Origin of the sequence: Lutimaribacter saemankumensis (genome assembly GCF_900100005.1) — a bacterium.
Lineage (GTDB): Bacteria > Pseudomonadota > Alphaproteobacteria > Rhodobacterales > Rhodobacteraceae > Lutimaribacter > Lutimaribacter saemankumensis.
Window position 1 is genome coordinate 582,830 of the sequence record NZ_FNEB01000001.1, and the last position, 17,801, is coordinate 600,630.

Genomic DNA, 17,801 nt, shown 5'->3' on the forward strand with positions numbered 1-17,801 from the left:
CTGAGGATCGGCACTCAACCGTCCGATTTCATTACACTTTATTAACCCGGAAAGGCATCACCCGATAAGCCCGCCCAGCACCAGGCCAAAGCCCACAGCCACGATCAGCCCCAGAACGTCCAGCACCGCGCCGGCCCGCAGCATCGCCATGCGGGTCACCCCCGCCTGTCCGAAAACGATGGCGTTGGGCGGGGTTGCCACAGGCAGCATGAACCCGACAGACGCGGCCAGCGCCACAGGCAACAGCACCACCACCGGATCGACCCCCATCGACGCCGCAGCCGCGCCGGCCACGGGCAGGAACAGCGCCGCCATCGCGGTGTTGCTTGCCAGTTCCCCAAGATAGACAATGATCGCCGCAAACCCGGCCACGACCATGGGCAAGGGCCATCCCGCCAGAACCGCGCTCTGCGCCCCGATCCAGTCCGACAGCCCGCTGTCCTGCATCAGTTGCGCCAGGGCCAGCCCGCCACCGAACAGGATCAGCACGTCCCAGCGCAGGTCACGCACGTCCCGCCACGCCATCAGCGCACCACCCTGCCCCGAAGGCACAAGGAACAGCACGATACCAGCCAGCATGGCGATGCCCGCATCGCTCAGTGCCGCCAGTCCCGGCACCCCGGCCAGGACCGGGCGCAGGATCCACGCGCTTGCCGTCACGACTGCGATCACCGCAACCCGCCGCGCCCCGGCATCCAGCCTGACGGCCGTGCCCGGCAACTCCAGCGCAAGGGGCGTTCTGCCCACGCCGGGCGACAGCTGGCACAGCAGCAGCCACGCAAGCACCAGAAGGCTCAAAGACACCGGAAGGCCGACGATGGCCCATTCCGCGAACCCGATCTCGACACCATGAACAGCGGCCATATGCGCCGCGAACAAGGCGTTTGGCGGTGTGCCGATCAGCGATCCCATCCCGCCGATCGTCGCGCCAAAGGCCACCCCCAGCATCAGCGCGATGCCCGTGCGCGGCTCGCGGGCCTGCGCGGCCAGCCCGGCAGCAATCGGCGCCATCACCATCGCCGAGGCGGTGTTGCTGATCCAGAGGCTCAGAAAGGCCGTCGCCCCCATCAGCGCGGCCAGAACCCGCGCCGGATCTGTCCCCGCCCGCTGCAAAAGGGCTTGCGCCACACGGTGATGCAGCCCCCATTTCTCGATGGCAAGCGCCAGAAGGAACCCGCCCAGGAACAGGAAAATCAACGGGTTGGCATAAGGGCCCGCAACATCCGCGACAGCCCCGGTCCCCAAGAGCGGCGCCAGCGCCAGCGGCAGCAGCGCCGTCACAGCCAGCGGAACGGCCTCGGTCAGCCACCACAACGCCATGAGCGCTGCCAGCCCCGTGACCCGCCACGCAGCCGGGCCCATCCCCTCGGGCACGGGCAGGAAAAGCGGCCCCAGCAAAAGGGCCAGACCGATGAAATGAACCGGTTTCATCGCCCCTCCCCCCGGCCTCCGCCGGATGGTCAGTCGTTGGCGCGCTCCGCCTCAAGCCGGCGATAGGCCGCCACGTTTTCGTTGTGCTCGTCCAGCGTCACCGCAAAATTGTGGCCATCCGCCGGATCCAGCGTCTTGGCCACGAAATAGATGAAGTCCGTATTGTCCGGATTCACCGCCGCCTCAATGCTGGCGCGGCCCGGATTGGCGATCGGCGTCGGCGGCAGTCCGCGGATCACGTAGGTGTTCCAGGGGGTCTCGGCGCGCAACTCGCTGCGCCGCAGCCCGCGGCCCAGAACCCCGCGCCCCTGCGTGATGCCATAGATCACCGTCGGGTCGGTCTGCAGCGGCATTCCCGCTTCAAGACGGTTGGTAAAGACGCTCGCCACCACGCCGCGCTCTTCTGGCGTGCCGGTTTCCTTTTCGATGATCGAGGCCAGGATCAGGGCCTCCTGCGGGCTGGCAAGCGGCAGCCCGTCCGCCCGCGATTGCCACGCGGCGGTCAGGATCGCCTCCTGGCGCGCCTGCATCTCGGCGATAACGTCGGCCCGGTTGTCTCCCACCCGCACCTCGTAGCTGTCGGGCGCCAGCATGCCCTCGGGCGGGATCTCGGAAACCTCGCCTTCCAGCACGTCGACCTGTTTCAGCTCTTCGACGACCTGCCAGCTTGTCACGCCTTCGGCCAGAGCGATGCGATAGCGCGTGTCGGCCTTTTCGCGCACCTGCGCAAAGGCCTCCGGTGCCTCGTCCTCGCCGGGAACGAACTCTGCTTTCTCGACATAGCGGTTGGTGGCTGGGTCCAGTTCACGTACCTGCACCTGCGCTCGCGTCACGCCGATCCGGTACACCACCTCGGTGCCGCAGGTCGATGCCCCGCCGCGGGTGATGATATCCACGATATCGGCCATGCTGGCGCCTTCCGGCACCAGGAAACTGCCGGCCTTCAGATCCTGTGTCTTGTCGGAATAATCCGCACCCAGGCGAAAGATTGTGTCGCTGGTGATCGCCCCCTGTTCGGCAAGGTTCCGGCTGATCCGCGACATCGTGCTGCCCGAAGGCACCTGAACGCAGATGGCCTGGTCCAGCGGCCCCTCGGCCGTGTATTCACGCTGCCCCCACAGGATGACGCCCGCCATCAGGAACAGCAGGACGATCAGCATGGTCAACCCGTTCGAGGCGACAGCCCGCCACATCAAACGACCTTTCCGACGATCAGGCTCGCATTGGTGCCGCCAAAGCCGAAGCTGTTGGACAGCGCCACGTTGATTTCACGCTCGCGCTTCTGGTTGGGCGCCAGGTCCAGCGATGTTTCCACCGCCGGGTTGTCCAGGTTGATCGTCGGCGGGGCGACCTGGTCACGGATCGCCAGGATCGAGAATATGGCCTCGATCGCGCCGGCCGCCCCCAGAAGATGCCCGCAGGCCGACTTCGTCGAGGACATCGTCGCCTTGTTGGCCGCATTGCCCAGCAGGCGCTCCACGGCCGCCAGTTCGATGACATCGGCCATTGTGCTGGTGCCATGCGCATTGATGTAATCGATATCCGACGGCTGCAGGCCCGCACGTTCCAGCGCGGCCTTCATCGACCGGTATCCGCCATCGCCATCCTCGGCCGGCGCAGTGATGTGATAGGCATCGCCCGACAGGCCATAGCCCAGAACCTCGGCATAGATCTTCGCGCCGCGCGCCTTTGCGTGCTCGTATTCCTCGAGAACGACGATGCCCGCGCCCTCGCCCATGACAAAACCGTCGCGGTCTGCGTCATAGGGGCGGCTTGCGGCCTTCGGATCGTCCTCGCGCTTGGTGCTCAGCGCCTTGCAGGCGTTAAACCCGGCGATACCGATCTCGCAGATCGCCGCCTCGGCACCGCCCGCAACCATCACGTCCGCATCGCCCCACTGGATCAGCCGCGCCGCATCGCCGATGGCATGCGCCCCGGTCGAGCAGGCGGTCACCACCGCGTGGTTCGGGCCCTTGAAGCCGTACTTGATGCTGACCTGCCCGGAAATCAGGTTGATCAGCGCGCCGGGAATAAAGAACGGCGACACACGCCGCGGACCCTTTTCGGCCATCATGAGCGTGGTCTGCTCGATCGACTGCAACCCGCCGATGCCGGAACCGATCATGACGCCCGTGCGCAGTTGCCCTTCCTCGTCCTCGGGCATCCAGTTGGCATCGCGCACCGCCTGCTCGGCCGCTGCGATCCCGTAAAGGATGAAATCGTCCACCTTGCGGCGCTCTTTCGGCTCCATCCAGTCGTCGGCATTGAACGTGCCGTCGCTGCCATCGCCCAGCGGAACCTCGCAGGCGTATTTCGTCTGTACCCTCTCGGGGTTGAAACGCGTGATCGGGCCCGCGCCCGATTGCCCGTCCAGAAGACGGCTCCAGGTATCCTCGACCCCGCAGGCCAAGGGCGTGACAAGGCCAAGCCCGGTAACGACAACGCGACGCATGAAGTCTGCCCCCTCTATCCTCTTTGCCCGCTCATACCCCGACCCGCCCGATGGGGGCAAGAGGGCAGCGCGACCGGGCGGCACACACCTGCCGGCTTGACCGTCCCGCCACGCCGGTATCTGGTGCAATAAAGGGAAGATAGGGACACGACACAACCATGGCCGAGGAACTGGCGCCGGTTTTCCTGATGCTCGGGGGCATTTTCGCCCTCGGGCTGGTGGCCGACAGCGTCGCAAGGCGCACGGCGATCCCGCGCGTCAGCCTGCTTTTGCTGTTCGGCGTGGTGCTGGGCGGCGCGGGGCTCGACCTGCTCCCGCGCCCCGGTGAGGCGCTGCAGAACTTCCTGTCCACCACGGCACTGACGATGGTGGCGTTCCTGCTCGGCTCGTCGCTGTCCTTCGAAACGCTGCGCAGCCGAGGGCGCGCCATCCTTGCGGTGTCGGTTTCGGTGGTCGTGGCGACCCTGGTGCTTGTGTCGCTGGGCCTGTGGGCGATTGGCGTGCCGCTGGGGCTGGCGCTGATCCTCGCCGCCATCGCAACGGCGACCGATCCGGCCGCCACACAGGACGTGATCACCCAGTCGGGCCGCGACACGCGCTTCACACGCACGCTCAACGGCATCGTCGCCATCGACGACGCGTGGGGGCTGGTCGCGTTTTCGTTCGTCCTGCTGGGCGTTCAACAGATCGAAGGGGCAACCACCGGCACATCCGTCCTGTTCGATCTCGCGCGCGACATCCTCGGTTCGGTCCTGCTGGGCCTCGCGGTCGGGCTGCCCGGTGCATGGCTCACGGGACGGATCGAAAAGGGCGAACCGCTGCTGATCGAGGCGCTTGCACTCGTCTTTCTTCTGTCGGGCATCGCTCTGGCGCTGGATCTCAGCTTTCTGATCGCGGGCATGACCGCCGGGATGGTGCTGGTCAACACCGCCAGCCACCACGACCGGGCGTTTCATGAAATCGAACACGCCCGCTGGCCGTTCCTGGTGCTGTTTTTCGTTCTCGCAGGTGCCGCGCTCGAGCTTTCTGCGCTGCTGGCACTCGGGCTGATCGGTATCGCCTATGCCGTCCTGCGGATCGCCGCCCGCGTGGCGGGCGGCTGGATCGGCGGCGCGATCGGACAAACGCCACGGGACGAGCGCCCGCTTTTCGGCCCCGCACTCCTGCCGCAGGCGGGTGTCGCGGTCGGCACCGCGCTGATCGCCGCGCAGGAACTCCCGCAATGGGGCGAAACCATCATGGCGCTCACCATAGGTGTGACAGTGCTGTTCGAACTCGTCGGCCCACCCGCTACGCTCTGGGCGATCCGCCGCAGCGGGCCGGACGACTGATCGTCAGATGAATTCCGCCTGCACTTCACCCGCCTCGGGCTGCGCAACGGCAAGCGCTTCGGCCAAGTTCACATCCTTGGAAAAAAGCGACCGCCCGATCAGCGTACCCGCGATATTGGGGACGTATTTCAACAGCGCCACGTCGTCGACGCTGGACACCGTACCGCGCGCAATGACCGGGTGCCGCGTCTGCGCGGCCAACCCGGCGATCAGACCCACGGACCCGTCGCCATCCTCGATATCGGAGTCGATGTCCGTGACGATGATCCCGGCCAGCGGACTGTCGGCGAACGCGTCCAGGAAAGATACCGGCGAAAACGCGCTTTCTTCACGCCAGCCGTGGGTCATGACCTTGCCGCGGAAGATGTCCAGCGCCAGCACGATCTGGTCAGGGTAATACTTGGCCAGTGAGCGCAGCAGGTCGGGGTCATAGGCTGCCATGGTCCCCACCACGACACGCCCTGCGCCCCGGTCGATCCACTGGGCCACCCGATCCCGCGACCGGAACCCGCCGCCTAACTGCACGGGGATGCCCGCCGCACGGATGATGCTCTCGATCAGCGCGTCGTTTTCACCATTGCCCGCCAAAGCGTCCAGATCCGTCACATGCATCCACGATGCACCCGCTGACGCGAATTCGCGCGCCACCGCGACAGGGTCGCGATGCCAGATCACGGGTTCTTCCAGACGCCCGCGCGTCAGCGACACGCATTTGCCGTTCATCACTTCGAGAGTGGGGTAGATGATCATCGCCGTCGCCTCCGCTGTGGCCCAGGATGCCAGGTCACATCCGCAAGCCACACATTAGCGCAAAGACGCCATCGCAAACTTGGCACAGAACGGCACGATCGGCGCGATTCACGTCATGCGTGCCCGGTCCGGCACGAAAAAGGCCCCTGCCGATCCGGCAGGGGCCCCATCCACACGAATGTGGAGAAATTCTTACGACGCGTCGTTGATGAACTTCACAGCATCGCCGAAGGTCTGGATGGTTTCGGCCGCGTCATCGGGGATTTCGATGCCGAATTCCTCTTCGAACGCCATCACCAGTTCCACGGTGTCCAGGCTGTCCGCGCCCAGGTCGTCGATGAACGAGGCGTTCTCGGTCACCTTGTCTTCTTCCACACCCAGATGCTCGACAACGATTTTCTTCACGCGATCTGCGATATCGCTCATGGTCCAGTCCTCACAACTTCTTGGGCGTCAGCGCCCGTTTCTGCCCTCGCCCTGCGGGGTGGCAATCCTGTGCCCGGTTGTCCCGGACGGTTATCAAAACCCCGCTTGGGGAGAACCGCAGGCATACCCCCCGGTTCGACTGCGTGGCCTATAGCACATGCCGCACTCAAGGCAAACGCTTTCACACGGCCACAGAAATGGCGATGAAATCCGGCGGATGCAAGGGGGAAAACTCGCTGCCGCTGCAGCATGACCCCCCTCAAGCAACTGATAACACGGACGTTTTCAACCCGCTCGCCCGGCACAACATTCCCGGCGCGGAACCCGCTGACGCCCGGAGACGAAACCGCCGCCATGCCACGGGCGGGGAATCAATGTCCCGCCCTGACATATCAAAGCATCGCCATTCCGCCGTTCACATGCAGTGTCGCACCCGTGACATAGCCGGCTTCTGGGCTGGCGAGATACAGGACCGCGGCCGCGATTTCCTCGGGCGTGCCCATGCGGGCGGCGGGAATCTGCGCGTTGATCTTGCCCTTCTGGTCGTCGGTCAGCTTGTCGGTCATCGCGGTTGCGATGAAACCCGGTGCGACCGCATTCGCCGTGATGCCGCGGCTGGCGACCTCGTAGGCGATGGATTTCGTCATGCCCACCATGCCGGCCTTTGCGGCGGCATAGTTGACCTGCCCGGGGTTGCCCGTGGCCCCCACGATCGAGCTGATATTCACGATCCGCCCCCAACGCGCCTTCATCATCGGGCGCATGACACCCCGGCAAAGCCGCATCGCGGCGGTCAGGTTCACGTCGATCACCGACTGCCATTCCTCGTCCGACATCCGCATGAAGATCTGGTCGCGGGTGATCCCGGCGTTGTTGACCAGAATATCGACCGCTCCCATCGCCTCGATCGCCTGCTTGGGCAGCGCCTCGACCGCTTCGGGGTCGGACAGGTTGCAGGGCAGCACATGCGCACGCTCGCCCAGTTCGGCGGCCAGCTCCTCCAGCGGGGCCTCGCGCGTGCCCGAAAGGCCCACGGTCGCGCCCGCGCCATGCAGCGCCTTGGCGATGGCACCGCCGATACCGCCCGATGCGCCGGTGACCAGCGCGCATTTTCCTGTCAGATCAAACATGTTCCTGTCCTTTCAAGTGTCCGGGGTGCGCGCCGATCGGCGCGCTGATGCGGCGGCAGGCGCCGCCGCTCGTGTCTCAGGCCGTGGCACTTTCAGCGGCCGCCTTCACATCTTCGGGTGTGCCGACGGCGCGGCACTCGATATGGCGCGCGATGCGGCGCACCATGCCCGACAGCGCCTTGCCCGCACCGATTTCCCAGATTTCGGTCACGCCCTGCCCATCCATCCACTGCACGCTTTCGCGCCAGCGCACGGCGCCCGTCACCTGCTGCACCAGCAATTCGCGGATGCGCGCGGGATCGTCGACCGCCTCGGCCAACACGTTGGCCACGACAGGCACGCGGGGCGCGGCGATCTCGACACCGGCCAATGCCTCGGCCATCTTTTCGGCCGCGGGCGCCATCATCTCGCAATGGAAGGGCGCGCTCACGGGCAGCATCACCGCGCGTTTCGCGCCGCGCGTCTTGGCAATCTCGACCGCGCGTTCGACCGCGGCCTTGTGCCCCGACACCACGACCTGCCCGGGGTCATTATCGTTGGCCGCCTGGCAGATCTCGCCCTGCGCGGCCTCTTCGGCCACGGCGCGGGCCGCGTCGAAATCGAGGCCCAGCAGCGCCGCCATCGCGCCCACGCCCACCGGAACGGCCTCTTGCATGGCCAGCCCGCGTGTGCGCAGCAGACGCGCCGCATCGCCCACGCTCAATGCGCCGGCTGCGGCCAGCGCGGAATATTCGCCAAGGCTGTGCCCCGCCACGAAGGCCGCCGCCGTGACGTCGACCCCCTCGGCCTCGAGCGCGCGCATCGCCGCCATCGAGGTCGCCATCAGCGCGGGCTGCGCATTCTGCGTCAGCGTCAGCACGTCCTGCTCCCCCTCCCAGATCAGCGCCGACAGCTTTTCGCCCAGCGCGGCATCCACCTCGTCAAAGACGGCACGGGCCTGCGGATAGGCGTCAGCCAGGTCGCGGCCCATGCCTATGGTCTGGGCGCCTTGCCCGGGAAATACGAATGCGCGGCTCATCGCGTGCCCCTCCTTGTCGCGTTTGGCCCGGAATAGCGCGCAGGCCGCGCGGGCGCAACGGGGCCCGCGCATCCATGCACGGGCGGTGTGCGATCCGGCGCATGGTGCCTCCCGCCCTTCCCCCTATGTGATGTGCAGGAAATCCAGAGGACGCCCGCATGAGCACCCGCAACACCGCGACCCGATTTGGCAGCGTTGCCAAGACCTTTCACTGGCTGACCGCCTTGCTGATCCTGACGGCCATCCCGCTTGGCCTTATCGCCGAGGACATGGCCCACGGGATCACCCAGGGCGACAGCGCCGCGCTCGCGCAGGTGGCAACGTTGTTTTCCCTGCACAAGACGATTGGCGTCGCGGCCTTCGTAACGGCCCTGCTGCGCATTCTCTGGGCCGTCGTGCAGCCCAAACCCGGCCTGCCGAACGGAGCAAAAAAGGGCGAGGCATTCCTGGCCGCGATGATCCACTGGGCACTTTACGGTGCGCTGGTGATCGTGCCGCTGTCGGGCTGGGTGCATCACGCCGCACAGACCGGGTTTGCCCCGATCTGGTGGCCGTTCGGGCAAACCCTGCCCTTCGTTCCGCAAAGCGCGGCCTGGGCCGAAGCGGCGGGAAGCGTACACTGGCTGTCGACCAAGATCCTGATCGGGGCCATCCTCCTGCACGTGGCGGGTGCGCTGAAACACCACTTCATCGACCGCGACGACACGCTGCGGCGGATGCTGCCGGGCCGGGCCGAAGCCGCGCCAAGCGCCGTGCAGCCGGGCCACGCAATGCCCGCCGCCCTGGCGGCTGCGGTCTGGGTCGGCATCATTGGCTGGGGCGTCGCCGGCACCGCGGCAGAAGCACCACAGCCCGCCGCCATGGCGCAGGGTGCGGGTGAATGGCAGGTGCAGGGCGGCGAACTGGCAATCACCGTTCAGCAATTCGGCAGCGCCGTGCAGGGGCAGTTCGGACAATGGCAGGCCGATATCGCCTTCGACCCGGAAACCGGCACCGGCGATGTCACCGTCACAATCGCGATTGGGTCGCTGACGCTGGGTTCCGTCACCGATCAGGCGCTCGGCCCGGATTATTTCGATGCCGCCACGCATGAAAGCGCGCGGTTCAACGCCGAAATCGCGCGGTCCGAAGGTGGCGCGCGCGCCTATGCCGCCACCGGGACGCTGACCATCAAGGATCAGAGCGTGCCCGTCACCCTGCCCTTCGATCTGGAGATCGCGGATGGCACCGCCACCATGACCGGGGGCCTGACATTGGACCGGCGCGATTTCGGCATCGGTGCGCAGATGACCGACCCCGGCCAGCTTGGCTTTGCCGTCGAAGTCTCGGTCGGCCTGACCGCACGGCGCGCCGAATAAGGGCTTGCCAGTCCCGTCCGCCTTGTCCCTACTGTGGCAAAACCGCAGGGGGACAAGATGGACAAACCGATCTGGCAACTGAGCGCCACGCAAACCGCAGCAGCAATCCGCGAGGGCCGGCTGACCTCGGTCGAAGCGACCGAGGCGCATCTTGCGCGGATGGACGCGGTGAACCCGGCGCTCAACGCCGTGGTGCTGGACATGCGCGACAACGCGCTGGACACCGCCCGCGCTGCCGATGCCGCGCTCAAGTCCGGCGACATTCACGGCCCGCTGCATGGTGTGCCGATCACCGTCAAGCAGAATGTCGATGTCGAAGGAACGCCCAATATCAACGGCGTGCCCGCCAACACCGGACTGATCGCCCCGGACGATGCGCCCGTCACCCGCAACCTGCGCAATGCAGGCGCCGTGATCCTGGGCCAGACCAACACGCCCGAATTTTCCATGCGCGCCTTTACAGACAACCCGGTGCATGGCCTGACGCTGAACCCCTGGGACGATGCCATCACCTGCGGCGGCTCGTCCGGGGGCGCGGCCTCGGCGGTGGCAGCGGGGATCGGCACGCTGGCGCATGGCAACGATATCGGCGGCAGCCTGCGCTGGCCCGCCTATTGCTGCGGTGTTGCCACGATCCGCCCGACGCAGGGGCGCATCCCGGCGTTCAACCCGTCGCTGGCCGGGGAACGCCCGTTTGTCGCGCAGCTATTCTCGACGCAGGGTCCGATCTGCCGTGACGTGGCTGACACCGTGCTTGGGCTGAGCGTGATGGCGGCCCGCGACGCGCGCGACCCGCTGCATGTGCCGATGCCGATGACCGGCGCGCCGCAGCCCAAGCGCGTGGCCATGGGCAAGGTCTATGACGACATGCACGCCGATACAGGCATCCTGGACATCTATGCACAAGCGGCCGACCACCTGCGCGCCGCCGGCTATGAGGTGGACGAGGTGGACCTGCCCGACGTCAAGGGATGCTGGCAGGCCTGGACGGATCTTCTGTTCGCCGAAATGTGCACCCTGTCCGAAGACGCCATGCGCGCTGCCGGATCAGAAGATTTCAACCGCGTGATGGACGCCTACAAGGCGTTTTCAAACCCGCTCGACCTGAAATCCTACATGCTGGCGCAGGCGCAGCGGCTGACCCATCTGCGGCAATGGCTGTCGGTGCTGGAGGACTATCCGGTGATCCTGACGCCGCTGATGGTGCAGCGCACACCAGGCCCGCGCGGCGACCTGGACGACGCCGACGCCGTGCGCCGCCTGATGCAGGACGGCGCGCGTTACCTGGGCATCATGAACTACCTCGGCCTGCCTTCGGCGCTGGTCCCGGTCGACACGCTCGACGGGCATCCTGTCGGTGTGCAACTGACCGCCACCCGGTTCCGCGAGGACACGGCGCTGGCGGCGGCACAGGCGATCGAGGATCGCGCCGGCACGCTGCTTGGCCGGCTCTGGGCGAAGATGGACTAAGTGTCTGCCGGGCGCGGCCTACCCGTCGCGCGAGGGTTCGTTCGGATCGCTGGAAAACAGGGCGACCTTGTTGCCCTGTGGATCGCGCAGGTAGCCGACATAGAAATGCGGCCCGTATGCCGCGCGAAACCCCGGCGCGCCTTCATCCGTGCCGCCGGCGGCAAGCCCGGCGGCATGCAGGGCGCGGACCTCGGCCTGGCTGTGGGCCTCGAACGCGACCATCGTGCCGTTACCGGACGAAGCCGGGCGGCCATCGAAGGTCGGCTTCACATAGAAATCGGGTGATACAGGCGTTTGTCCCGGATCCACCGGCAGGACGTAACTCAGCCCCTCGGGCCCTTCGGTCAGACCGTAGCCGAGTGCCGGCAAGAAAGCGGAGTAGAACCGTTTTGCGGCCGCGATGTCGTCGGCACCGAATGTGACATAGGCGATCATCGTTTCCGGCGCTTTCCTCTGATCCGGGTACAGGTACGGTACGACCCGGTTCTGGACACCATCGCCGGATGGGACCGGCCTAACATGGATCGGCGATGCCGGAAACGAAAACCGCGGCAAGAAAGAGAAAGGGCCGCGCGGATGTGTTCCGCGCGGCCCCTTCAATCGATACGAACCAAGGCTTATTCGGCCTTCATCGCCTCGATCGAGATCTGAACCTCGACTTCGTCGCTGACGGCGGGGGCGAACATGCCCAGGTCGAAATCGCTGCGCTTGAGCGTCGTGGTCGCGTTGAAACCGGCCCAGGGCTTGTTTGCCATCGGGTGGGTGCCGGCCTGTGTCATCTCGGCATCCAGCACCACCGATTTCGTCACACCGTTCAGCGTCAGGTCGCCGGTGATCATGGCCGTGTTGTCGCCCGTCACTTCGATCGCGGTCGAGGTGAAGCTGACCATTTCATCTTCGTCCGCGCCGAAGAAATCGGCCGACATGAAATGTTCAAAGCGGCCTTCCCAGCCCGTGAACATGCTGCGCACCGGGAAAGACACGGTCACGGTCGAATTGGCGGGGCTGTCCTGATCGAACATGATCTCGCCCTCGAAACCCGAGAACATGCCCCAGGTCGTGGAATAACCAAGGTGGTCATAGGAAAACAGCACCTGGCTGTGGCTTGAATCCAGAACATACTTTTCAGGGGCGGCCCAGGCAGCGGGGGCTGTCAGCAGCGCACCGGCAATTGCGGCGGCGGTCAGAAAACGGGTCATTGTCAGTCCTTTCGTGGTCATGCGACGGCATGTGTCAAAACGTGACCCACAAATTGCCCCTGACTGACGAAGGGGCAATTCCACAGAAACTCACATCTCCTGTTAAAGGATGCGCGGAAGTAATCAGGCGGACTTGGCCAGGCTCTTTTCCAGGCCGTTTCGGATCGTTTCCAGGTTCTCGACCCTTTCGACCGGCAGCTGCACCAGGACCGCGCCCGAATTACCGATCACCGTAAGCATTCCGTCGCGCAGGCGGATGTCGGACAGCTCGTCGAAATCGAACCGGGCACGCACGCGCGGGATGCCGTCGCACTGGCGGCGGATATGGGTCAGCTGGCGCGCGTTGGTATCGAGGTGGATTTCGTCGGTTGCCGCGTTGCGGCCCCATTCCAGCAGAACGACGCCGATACAGGCAAAGAACACGGAGACCAGCAGCTTCATCAGCACCATCATGCCGTCGCCGGACACGACCGGAACGAACCAGATTCCGACCGAGGCCAGAACCAGCACCGCACCGCCGAACCGCATCGCGCCGCTGACCATCGGGCACAGACCGCCAGTGGTCTGGATTTGTGCCGTGGGCAGGCGTTTTTCGATTTGATCAGGCAGTGCAACCATGACAGCGTCCTCCGGGTTCGGCATTTTTCGGGCCATGACAGCAATGTGATGCCAGAAAGGGGCAGGAATGCGGCACTCGCGCGGAAATGCCGCGAAGCTGCGCCCCCGGCCCCGTTTCGCTTGCACCACGTCGCGATCCGGTGTATCCGCCCACATCCTTTCCGCAGGTAACACGGAACTGCGCAGTCTCTCGTGGGGGGTCGCGGAAAGGTCAGATGGCCCTCCTATGAAATGCGCTTGAACATGACAGGAGTGCACATGCCGCTTTACGAGCATGTCTTCATCGCGCGTCAGGATCTGTCCAACGCGCAGGCCGAGGGCCTCATCGAACATTTCGGCACCGTACTGAGCGACAACGGCGGCAAGATCGTCGACAGCGAGTACTGGGGCGTCAAGACGATGGCCTACAAGATCAACAAGAACCGCAAGGGCCACTATGCCTTCCTCAAGACCGACGCACCCGCGCCGGCCGTGCAGGAAATGGAACGCCTGATGCGGCTGCATGACGACGTGATGCGCGTGCTGACCATCAAGGTCGAAGAGCACGAAGAAGGCCCGTCGGTCCAGATGCAGAAGAAAGACGATCGTGGCGAACGCCGCGAGCGCCGTTGATCACAGCCTGAAGAAAAGGACATAACCCATGGCCGCTAAACCGTTTTTCCGTCGTCGCAAGGTGTGCCCCTTCTCGGGCGACAACGCACCCGCGATCGATTACAAGGACACCCGCCTGCTGCAGCGCTACATCTCGGAGCGTGGCAAGATCGTTCCCAGCCGCATCACCGCCGTGTCCGCAAAGAAGCAGCGTGAACTGGCCCGTGCGATCAAGCGCGCGCGCTTCCTCGCCCTTCTGCCCTACGCCGTGAAGTAAGGAGAGACTGACATGCAAGTTATCCTGCTGGAACGCGTGGCCAAGCTGGGCCAGATGGGCGACGTCGTCGACGTCAAGCCCGGCTTTGCCCGCAACTACCTGCTGCTGCAGAAGAAGGCGCTTGTCGCCTCGGAAGAGAACATCAAGTCGTTCGAATCGCAGAAAGCGCAGCTTGAAGCCCGCAACCTGGAAACCCGCAAGGAAGCCGAAGCGCTCGGCGAAAAGCTGGACGGCCAGCAATTCGTCGTGATTCGCCAGGCATCCGACGGCGGCAACCTGTATGGCTCCGTCACCACCCGTGACGCGGCCGGCGTCGCCACCGACGAAGGCTTCTCGATCGACCGCAAGCAGGTCATCATCCGCACGCCCATCAAGGAACTGGGCCTGCACGAAGTCGAGGTGCACCTGCACCCCGAGGTGATGGTCACCATGACCCTGAACGTCGCGCGTTCGCCCGAAGAGGCCGAACTGCAGGCATCGGGCAAGTCGATCCAGGACGCCGCCGCCGAAGAAGAGGCCGCCGCGGAATACGAGATCGCGGAACTGTTCGAAGACATCGGCTCGGCCGCTTCGGACGACGAAGACCTCGCACCGGTTGCGGAAGCCGCCGACGCGTCGGACGAAGACGAAGACTGATCCCTTCGCCCACCAGACACCGGGAAACGCCGCGCCATCCGCGCGGCGTTTTTCTTTGGGCCCTGCCTATTCCGCGAAATTCCCGCCCGAGGTGATCGGCGACATGCGCACAAGGCGGCTGTCCGCGACGCCGGCCTGCCGGTGTTCCATCGCCTTGCGATACTGCGGATCCTTGATCATCTCGATAAACGCCTGAACGCTGGGATATTCCGCGATGAAACACAGATCCCAGGCTTCGTCCTGCGGGCCGATCAGCATCTGCTCCATCGCGCCACGCCAGACGATCCGCCCGCCCAGCCTTTCGAACACAGGCGCGCTTTCGCGGCCATAGGCGGCATAGGCCTCGCGCCCGGTTGCGCTGCGCCCGTCCTCGTATTCCGCGCGCGCGCGCAACTTCACGAGATTGAGCATGTGGATCGGACCCGGACGGTCGTTGTCACGAAATTCCCTGAATCCTTCGGATGTGAATGCAGTGTGCGACATGTCCCCTCCCTGTTCCGGTGAAAGCTTGCCGCCGCAGCCTGCGAAGTGGCCGGCAACGCGTCAATACTGACGCCGCGACGCAAATGAAAAGGGGCCGCCTGGCAGGGCGGCCCCGTCACTGGGAAACGCGCGTTTCCCGATTTCGTTATTCTTCGTCCAGCGCCTCGATGGCCTTTTGAAGATCGTCCTTGGACACCTCTTTCTCGGCCACCTCGGTCTGTTCCAGCACATGATCGACGACCTTGTCCTCGAAGATCGGCGCACGCAGTTGCTGCTGCATCTGCTGGTTCTGCTGGATGAATTCAAAGAACTGACGTTCCTGACCGGGATACTGGCGGGCCTGGTTCATGATGGCCTGCGTCATCTCGGCGTCGGTGACTTCGATCTCGTTCTTGCGGCCGATCTCGGCCAGCAGAAGGCCAAGGCGCACGCGGCGCTCGGCCAGGCGGTTATGCTCGTCGGTCGGCTCGACCTCACCGTGGTTGTGATCGTGCACTTCGGGGTTTTCCTCGTGCCACAACTGGTGGGCGATCTGCTTGGCCTCGGCTTCGACCAGGCTCGGCGGCAGGTCGAACTTGACGGCATCGTCCAGCTTGTCCAGCAGGGCGCGCTTGATCACCGCGCGTGCGGCACCGGCATATTCCGCCTCGAGCCGTTCGGAAATCTGCGCCTTGAGAGCGTCCAGATCCTCGGCGCCGTATTTCTTGGCCAGCTCGTCGTCGATCTCGGCGGCCTTGGGCGCCTTCACGTCCTTGACGGTGCATTCGAACACGGCCGCCTTGCCCTTGAGGTTCTCTGCGCCGTAATCCTCGGGGAAAGTCACCTCGACATTCTTTTCCTCACCGGTCTTGACGCCGACAAGCTGCTCTTCGAAGCCGGGGATGAACGAGCCCGAGCCCAACACCAGCGGGTAATCCTCGGCTGCGCCGCCTTCGAACGCCTCGCCGTCGACCTTGCCGACGAAATCGATCACGACCTGGTCGCCATCCTTGGCCTTGGACCCCTTCTTGCGGCTTTCGAAATCCTGCACGTTCTCGGCCAGGCTTTCCAGCGCTTCGGTCACGGCCGCGTCGTCGGGTTTGACGACCATCCGCTCCAGCTTGATCTTGCCCAGGTCGGGCTCGGGGATTTCGGGCAGCGCCTCATAGGTCATGGTGACCTTGACGTCATCGCCTTCTTTCCAGTTCTCGCCATCGACCATTTCAACGGCCGGCTGCAGCGCGGGACGGTCGCCCGTCTGTTCGAAATGCTCGGACATCGCGCCGTCGACGGCTTCCTGCATGGCCTCGCCCAGCAGGCGCTGGCCGAACTGCTTTTTCAGCAGCGCCATCGGCACCTTGCCCTTGCGAAAGCCCTTCATCTCGATCTCGGGCTGCGCCTCGACCAGCTTTTCGTTCACCTTCGCGTCGAGTTCCGCTGCGGTGACGATGATTTCGTACCCGCGCTTGAGGCCGTCATTCAGGGTTTCGGTGACTTGCATTGTTGTCCTCGCATAAGCTGACAGGCCGCCCGGATGGCGGCCTGAAGAAATTTGCGCCTTACTAGGCCGCGCCGTTGGGGGGATCAACCCTGAATCTGTGCCGCCGGGACGCCATTTTGACCTTGTTCGCCGAATGGAAACGTCCCCCTCGGCGCGTTTCCGGGAAACACGCCTGCCGGGCGTCGTTTCCGCTGCGCTCATTTGTGGATTTCGCCCCTCTCGGCGCGTTTCCGGGAAACACGCCTGCCGGGCGTCGTTTCCGCTGCGCGAAAACGACGTTGGTGCGGGTGGAGGGACTTGAACCCCCACGCCTTGCGGCGCCAGAACCTAAATCTGGTGCGTCTACCAATTTCGCCACACCCGCACGATGCGCAGCGGCCTTGTTTCAAAGGCTCAGGGCCGCGCGCCGCGCTCTCATAGCAAACCGGCGCAGCCGATGCGAGTGGAAAAAATTGTCGCGAAAAACACCGGGCCGATCCCCAGAAAGACCGCGACAAGGGCACATTCCTGCCTTAATGTGATGGAAAAAACGAGGCAGTAAGGTAGCAGGATTAAGCCCATGAAACCGCAAACGGTTGGGCGTGAAGGCGTTGTTGCGCGCCTTGCACGCGAAGTTGAATCCACTGGTCTGGTTGCAGGCAGCATTGTCATGACGCTTCAAGGTGAAATGCCCGTCGACGCCCTTGCGCCCGGCGATCGCATCATCACGCGCGAGGCCGGCATGGCCGTCATCCGCGATATCCGCAAGAAAGAGGTCACCTGCGACATGATCGCGGTCATGGCCGGATCGCTGGGGCATACGCGGCCCGACCGGGACGTGTCGCTGCCCGCCGATCAGCGCATCCTGATCCGCGACTGGCGCGCCGAGGCGCTGACAGGCCGCAAACAGGCGCTTATTCCCGCCCGCACACTGGTCGACAACGAATTCGTCCGCCTGCAAAAGGACGTCACCGTCACGCTCTACGAGATCGAGCTTGACCGCGCGCAGACGATCTATGCAGACGGGCTCGAAGTCGTAAGCCACATCACCGCCGAAGAATTGGAACGCGCGGCCTGATACGCGTCCCTTCGTGACAGGTACAGATGCCCCCGGCAGCCGAACAGGCGGCCGGGGGTTTTCCTTTGACCGTGCCGCCTTTGCCCCCGTTCTC

19 protein-coding genes and 1 tRNA gene are annotated in these 17,801 nt (G+C 64.9%); 7 read left to right on the forward strand and 13 right to left on the reverse strand.

Going from position 1 to position 17,801, the window contains the following annotated elements:
* Positions 1 to 57: 57 nt before the first annotated feature.
* Genes BLT50_RS02845 through fabF form a run of 3 tightly spaced genes read right to left on the reverse strand, consistent with a single transcriptional unit; the run spans position 58 to position 3,883 of the window.
* Positions 58 to 1,431, reverse strand: coding sequence for an SLC13 family permease (locus BLT50_RS02845; protein ID WP_090026256.1), 1,374 nt, complete (start codon positions 1,429 to 1,431; stop codon positions 58 to 60).
* A gap of 29 nt (positions 1,432 to 1,460) precedes the next feature.
* Positions 1,461 to 2,624 (reverse strand): endolytic transglycosylase MltG, encoded by a 1,164-nt coding sequence (gene mltG, locus BLT50_RS02850; protein ID WP_090026258.1) that lies wholly within the window; start codon positions 2,622 to 2,624, stop codon positions 1,461 to 1,463.
* Positions 2,624 to 3,883: a beta-ketoacyl-ACP synthase II gene (fabF, locus tag BLT50_RS02855; protein WP_090026260.1), complete on the reverse strand. Its 1,260-nt coding sequence runs from the start codon at positions 3,881 to 3,883 to the stop codon at positions 2,624 to 2,626. Before fabF ends, mltG begins: the two co-directional genes overlap by 1 nt.
* Positions 3,884 to 4,041: 158 nt before the next feature.
* On the opposite strand from fabF, the gene BLT50_RS02860 reads away from it, so the two are divergent.
* Positions 4,042 to 5,214 carry a cation:proton antiporter gene (locus BLT50_RS02860; protein WP_090026262.1) on the forward strand — a complete coding sequence of 391 codons (1,173 nt, stop codon included), beginning with the start codon at positions 4,042 to 4,044 and terminating at the stop codon, positions 5,212 to 5,214.
* A gap of 3 nt (positions 5,215 to 5,217) precedes the next feature.
* Here BLT50_RS02860 and BLT50_RS02865 read toward each other — a convergent pair whose 3' ends face one another.
* The 4 genes from BLT50_RS02865 to fabD all read right to left on the reverse strand — a co-directional run bounded on the left by BLT50_RS02865 (position 5,218) and on the right by fabD (position 8,538).
* Complete coding sequence (locus BLT50_RS02865) at positions 5,218 to 5,964, reverse strand: 1-(5-phosphoribosyl)-5-[(5-phosphoribosylamino)methylideneamino]imidazole-4-carboxamide isomerase (RefSeq protein WP_090026264.1); 747 nt, start codon at positions 5,962 to 5,964, stop codon at positions 5,218 to 5,220.
* A gap of 192 nt (positions 5,965 to 6,156) precedes the next feature.
* Positions 6,157 to 6,390 carry an acyl carrier protein gene (locus BLT50_RS02870; protein WP_090026266.1) on the reverse strand — a complete coding sequence of 78 codons (234 nt, stop codon included), beginning with the start codon at positions 6,388 to 6,390 and terminating at the stop codon, positions 6,157 to 6,159.
* A 392-nt stretch (positions 6,391 to 6,782) separates the two neighbouring features.
* On the reverse strand, positions 6,783 to 7,520 hold the full coding sequence (gene fabG, locus BLT50_RS02875; RefSeq protein ID WP_090026268.1) for a 3-oxoacyl-[acyl-carrier-protein] reductase: 738 nt from the start codon (positions 7,518 to 7,520) through the stop codon (positions 6,783 to 6,785).
* A gap of 76 nt (positions 7,521 to 7,596) precedes the next feature.
* Positions 7,597 to 8,538: an ACP S-malonyltransferase gene (gene fabD / locus BLT50_RS02880; RefSeq protein WP_090026270.1), complete on the reverse strand. Its 942-nt coding sequence runs from the start codon at positions 8,536 to 8,538 to the stop codon at positions 7,597 to 7,599.
* Positions 8,539 to 8,696: 158 nt separating this feature from the next.
* Here fabD and BLT50_RS02885 point away from each other — a divergent pair, with 158 nt between their 5' ends.
* Positions 8,697 to 9,896 carry a cytochrome b/b6 domain-containing protein gene (locus BLT50_RS02885; RefSeq protein ID WP_090026271.1) on the forward strand — a complete coding sequence of 400 codons (1,200 nt, stop codon included), beginning with the start codon at positions 8,697 to 8,699 and terminating at the stop codon, positions 9,894 to 9,896.
* Between the two features lie 57 nt (positions 9,897 to 9,953).
* Positions 9,954 to 11,366, forward strand: coding sequence for an amidase family protein (locus BLT50_RS02890; RefSeq protein WP_090026273.1), 1,413 nt, complete (start codon positions 9,954 to 9,956; stop codon positions 11,364 to 11,366).
* 18 nt (positions 11,367 to 11,384) lie between these two features.
* Here the strand turns inward: BLT50_RS02890 and BLT50_RS02895 are convergent, their stop codons facing one another.
* The 3 genes from BLT50_RS02895 to BLT50_RS02905 all read right to left on the reverse strand — a co-directional run bounded on the left by BLT50_RS02895 (position 11,385) and on the right by BLT50_RS02905 (position 13,183).
* Positions 11,385 to 11,801: a VOC family protein gene (locus tag BLT50_RS02895; protein WP_090026275.1), complete on the reverse strand. Its 417-nt coding sequence runs from the start codon at positions 11,799 to 11,801 to the stop codon at positions 11,385 to 11,387.
* A 182-nt stretch (positions 11,802 to 11,983) separates the two neighbouring features.
* Positions 11,984 to 12,565 carry a YceI family protein gene (locus BLT50_RS02900; protein WP_090027040.1) on the reverse strand — a complete coding sequence of 194 codons (582 nt, stop codon included), beginning with the start codon at positions 12,563 to 12,565 and terminating at the stop codon, positions 11,984 to 11,986.
* 123 nt (positions 12,566 to 12,688) lie between these two features.
* Positions 12,689 to 13,183, reverse strand: a complete 495-nt coding sequence (locus BLT50_RS02905) for a hypothetical protein (RefSeq protein ID WP_139170459.1) — start codon at positions 13,181 to 13,183, stop codon at positions 12,689 to 12,691.
* A gap of 258 nt (positions 13,184 to 13,441) precedes the next feature.
* Between BLT50_RS02905 and rpsF the strand changes: the two genes are divergently transcribed.
* From rpsF to rplI, 3 genes are read left to right on the forward strand one after another with little or no spacing between them, the layout of a single operon-like run.
* The gene (rpsF, locus tag BLT50_RS02910; protein WP_090026279.1) at positions 13,442 to 13,795 is read left to right on the forward strand and encodes a 30S ribosomal protein S6; all 354 of its coding nucleotides are present in this window, start codon (positions 13,442 to 13,444) and stop codon (positions 13,793 to 13,795) included.
* A 28-nt stretch (positions 13,796 to 13,823) separates the two neighbouring features.
* Positions 13,824 to 14,051: a 30S ribosomal protein S18 gene (rpsR, locus tag BLT50_RS02915; protein ID WP_005852865.1), complete on the forward strand. Its 228-nt coding sequence runs from the start codon at positions 13,824 to 13,826 to the stop codon at positions 14,049 to 14,051.
* Between the two features lie 12 nt (positions 14,052 to 14,063).
* The gene (gene rplI / locus BLT50_RS02920; protein ID WP_090026281.1) at positions 14,064 to 14,687 is read left to right on the forward strand and encodes a 50S ribosomal protein L9; all 624 of its coding nucleotides are present in this window, start codon (positions 14,064 to 14,066) and stop codon (positions 14,685 to 14,687) included.
* Between the two features lie 66 nt (positions 14,688 to 14,753).
* On the opposite strand, the gene BLT50_RS02925 is transcribed toward rplI, so the two are convergent.
* The 3 genes from BLT50_RS02925 to BLT50_RS02935 form a co-directional block, all read right to left on the reverse strand.
* Positions 14,754 to 15,170: a DUF1330 domain-containing protein gene (locus tag BLT50_RS02925; protein ID WP_090026283.1), complete on the reverse strand. Its 417-nt coding sequence runs from the start codon at positions 15,168 to 15,170 to the stop codon at positions 14,754 to 14,756.
* Between the two features lie 145 nt (positions 15,171 to 15,315).
* Positions 15,316 to 16,650: a trigger factor gene (gene tig / locus BLT50_RS02930; RefSeq protein ID WP_090026285.1), complete on the reverse strand. Its 1,335-nt coding sequence runs from the start codon at positions 16,648 to 16,650 to the stop codon at positions 15,316 to 15,318.
* Between the two features lie 279 nt (positions 16,651 to 16,929).
* Positions 16,930 to 17,014 (reverse strand) — tRNA-Leu (locus tag BLT50_RS02935).
* Between the two features lie 195 nt (positions 17,015 to 17,209).
* Here BLT50_RS02935 and BLT50_RS02940 point away from each other — a divergent pair.
* A complete protein-coding gene (locus BLT50_RS02940; protein ID WP_090026288.1) occupies positions 17,210 to 17,707 on the forward strand; it encodes a Hint domain-containing protein in 498 nt (165 codons plus the stop codon).
* Positions 17,708 to 17,801: the final 94 nt, after the last annotated feature.

What these genes read in the sequence shown, in the direction of transcription:
- fabF (WP_090026260.1), bottom strand. Translation starts at nt 3,883, where the DNA reads ATGCGTCGCGTTGTCGTTACCGGGCTTGGCCTTGTCACGCCCTTGGCC.
- BLT50_RS02900 (WP_090027040.1), bottom strand. Translation starts at nt 12,565, where the DNA reads ATGACCCGTTTTCTGACCGCCGCCGCAATTGCCGGTGCGCTGCTGACA.
- rplI (WP_090026281.1), top strand. Translation starts at nt 14,064, where the DNA reads ATGCAAGTTATCCTGCTGGAACGCGTGGCCAAGCTGGGCCAGATGGGC.
- BLT50_RS02845 (WP_090026256.1), bottom strand. Translation starts at nt 1,431, where the DNA reads ATGAAACCGGTTCATTTCATCGGTCTGGCCCTTTTGCTGGGGCCGCTT.
- BLT50_RS02870 (WP_090026266.1), bottom strand. Translation starts at nt 6,390, where the DNA reads ATGAGCGATATCGCAGATCGCGTGAAGAAAATCGTTGTCGAGCATCTG.
- rpsR (WP_005852865.1), top strand. Translation starts at nt 13,824, where the DNA reads ATGGCCGCTAAACCGTTTTTCCGTCGTCGCAAGGTGTGCCCCTTCTCG.
- BLT50_RS02925 (WP_090026283.1), bottom strand. Translation starts at nt 15,170, where the DNA reads ATGTCGCACACTGCATTCACATCCGAAGGATTCAGGGAATTTCGTGAC.
- fabG (WP_090026268.1), bottom strand. Translation starts at nt 7,520, where the DNA reads ATGTTTGATCTGACAGGAAAATGCGCGCTGGTCACCGGCGCATCGGGC.
- tig (WP_090026285.1), bottom strand. Translation starts at nt 16,650, where the DNA reads ATGCAAGTCACCGAAACCCTGAATGACGGCCTCAAGCGCGGGTACGAA.
- mltG (WP_090026258.1), bottom strand. Translation starts at nt 2,624, where the DNA reads ATGTGGCGGGCTGTCGCCTCGAACGGGTTGACCATGCTGATCGTCCTG.
- BLT50_RS02885 (WP_090026271.1), top strand. Translation starts at nt 8,697, where the DNA reads ATGAGCACCCGCAACACCGCGACCCGATTTGGCAGCGTTGCCAAGACC.
- fabD (WP_090026270.1), bottom strand. Translation starts at nt 8,538, where the DNA reads ATGAGCCGCGCATTCGTATTTCCCGGGCAAGGCGCCCAGACCATAGGC.
- BLT50_RS02860 (WP_090026262.1), top strand. Translation starts at nt 4,042, where the DNA reads ATGGCCGAGGAACTGGCGCCGGTTTTCCTGATGCTCGGGGGCATTTTC.
- BLT50_RS02890 (WP_090026273.1), top strand. Translation starts at nt 9,954, where the DNA reads ATGGACAAACCGATCTGGCAACTGAGCGCCACGCAAACCGCAGCAGCA.
- BLT50_RS02895 (WP_090026275.1), bottom strand. Translation starts at nt 11,801, where the DNA reads ATGATCGCCTATGTCACATTCGGTGCCGACGACATCGCGGCCGCAAAA.
- BLT50_RS02940 (WP_090026288.1), top strand. Translation starts at nt 17,210, where the DNA reads ATGAAACCGCAAACGGTTGGGCGTGAAGGCGTTGTTGCGCGCCTTGCA.
- BLT50_RS02905 (WP_139170459.1), bottom strand. Translation starts at nt 13,183, where the DNA reads ATGGTTGCACTGCCTGATCAAATCGAAAAACGCCTGCCCACGGCACAA.
- BLT50_RS02865 (WP_090026264.1), bottom strand. Translation starts at nt 5,964, where the DNA reads ATGATCATCTACCCCACTCTCGAAGTGATGAACGGCAAATGCGTGTCG.
- rpsF (WP_090026279.1), top strand. Translation starts at nt 13,442, where the DNA reads ATGCCGCTTTACGAGCATGTCTTCATCGCGCGTCAGGATCTGTCCAAC.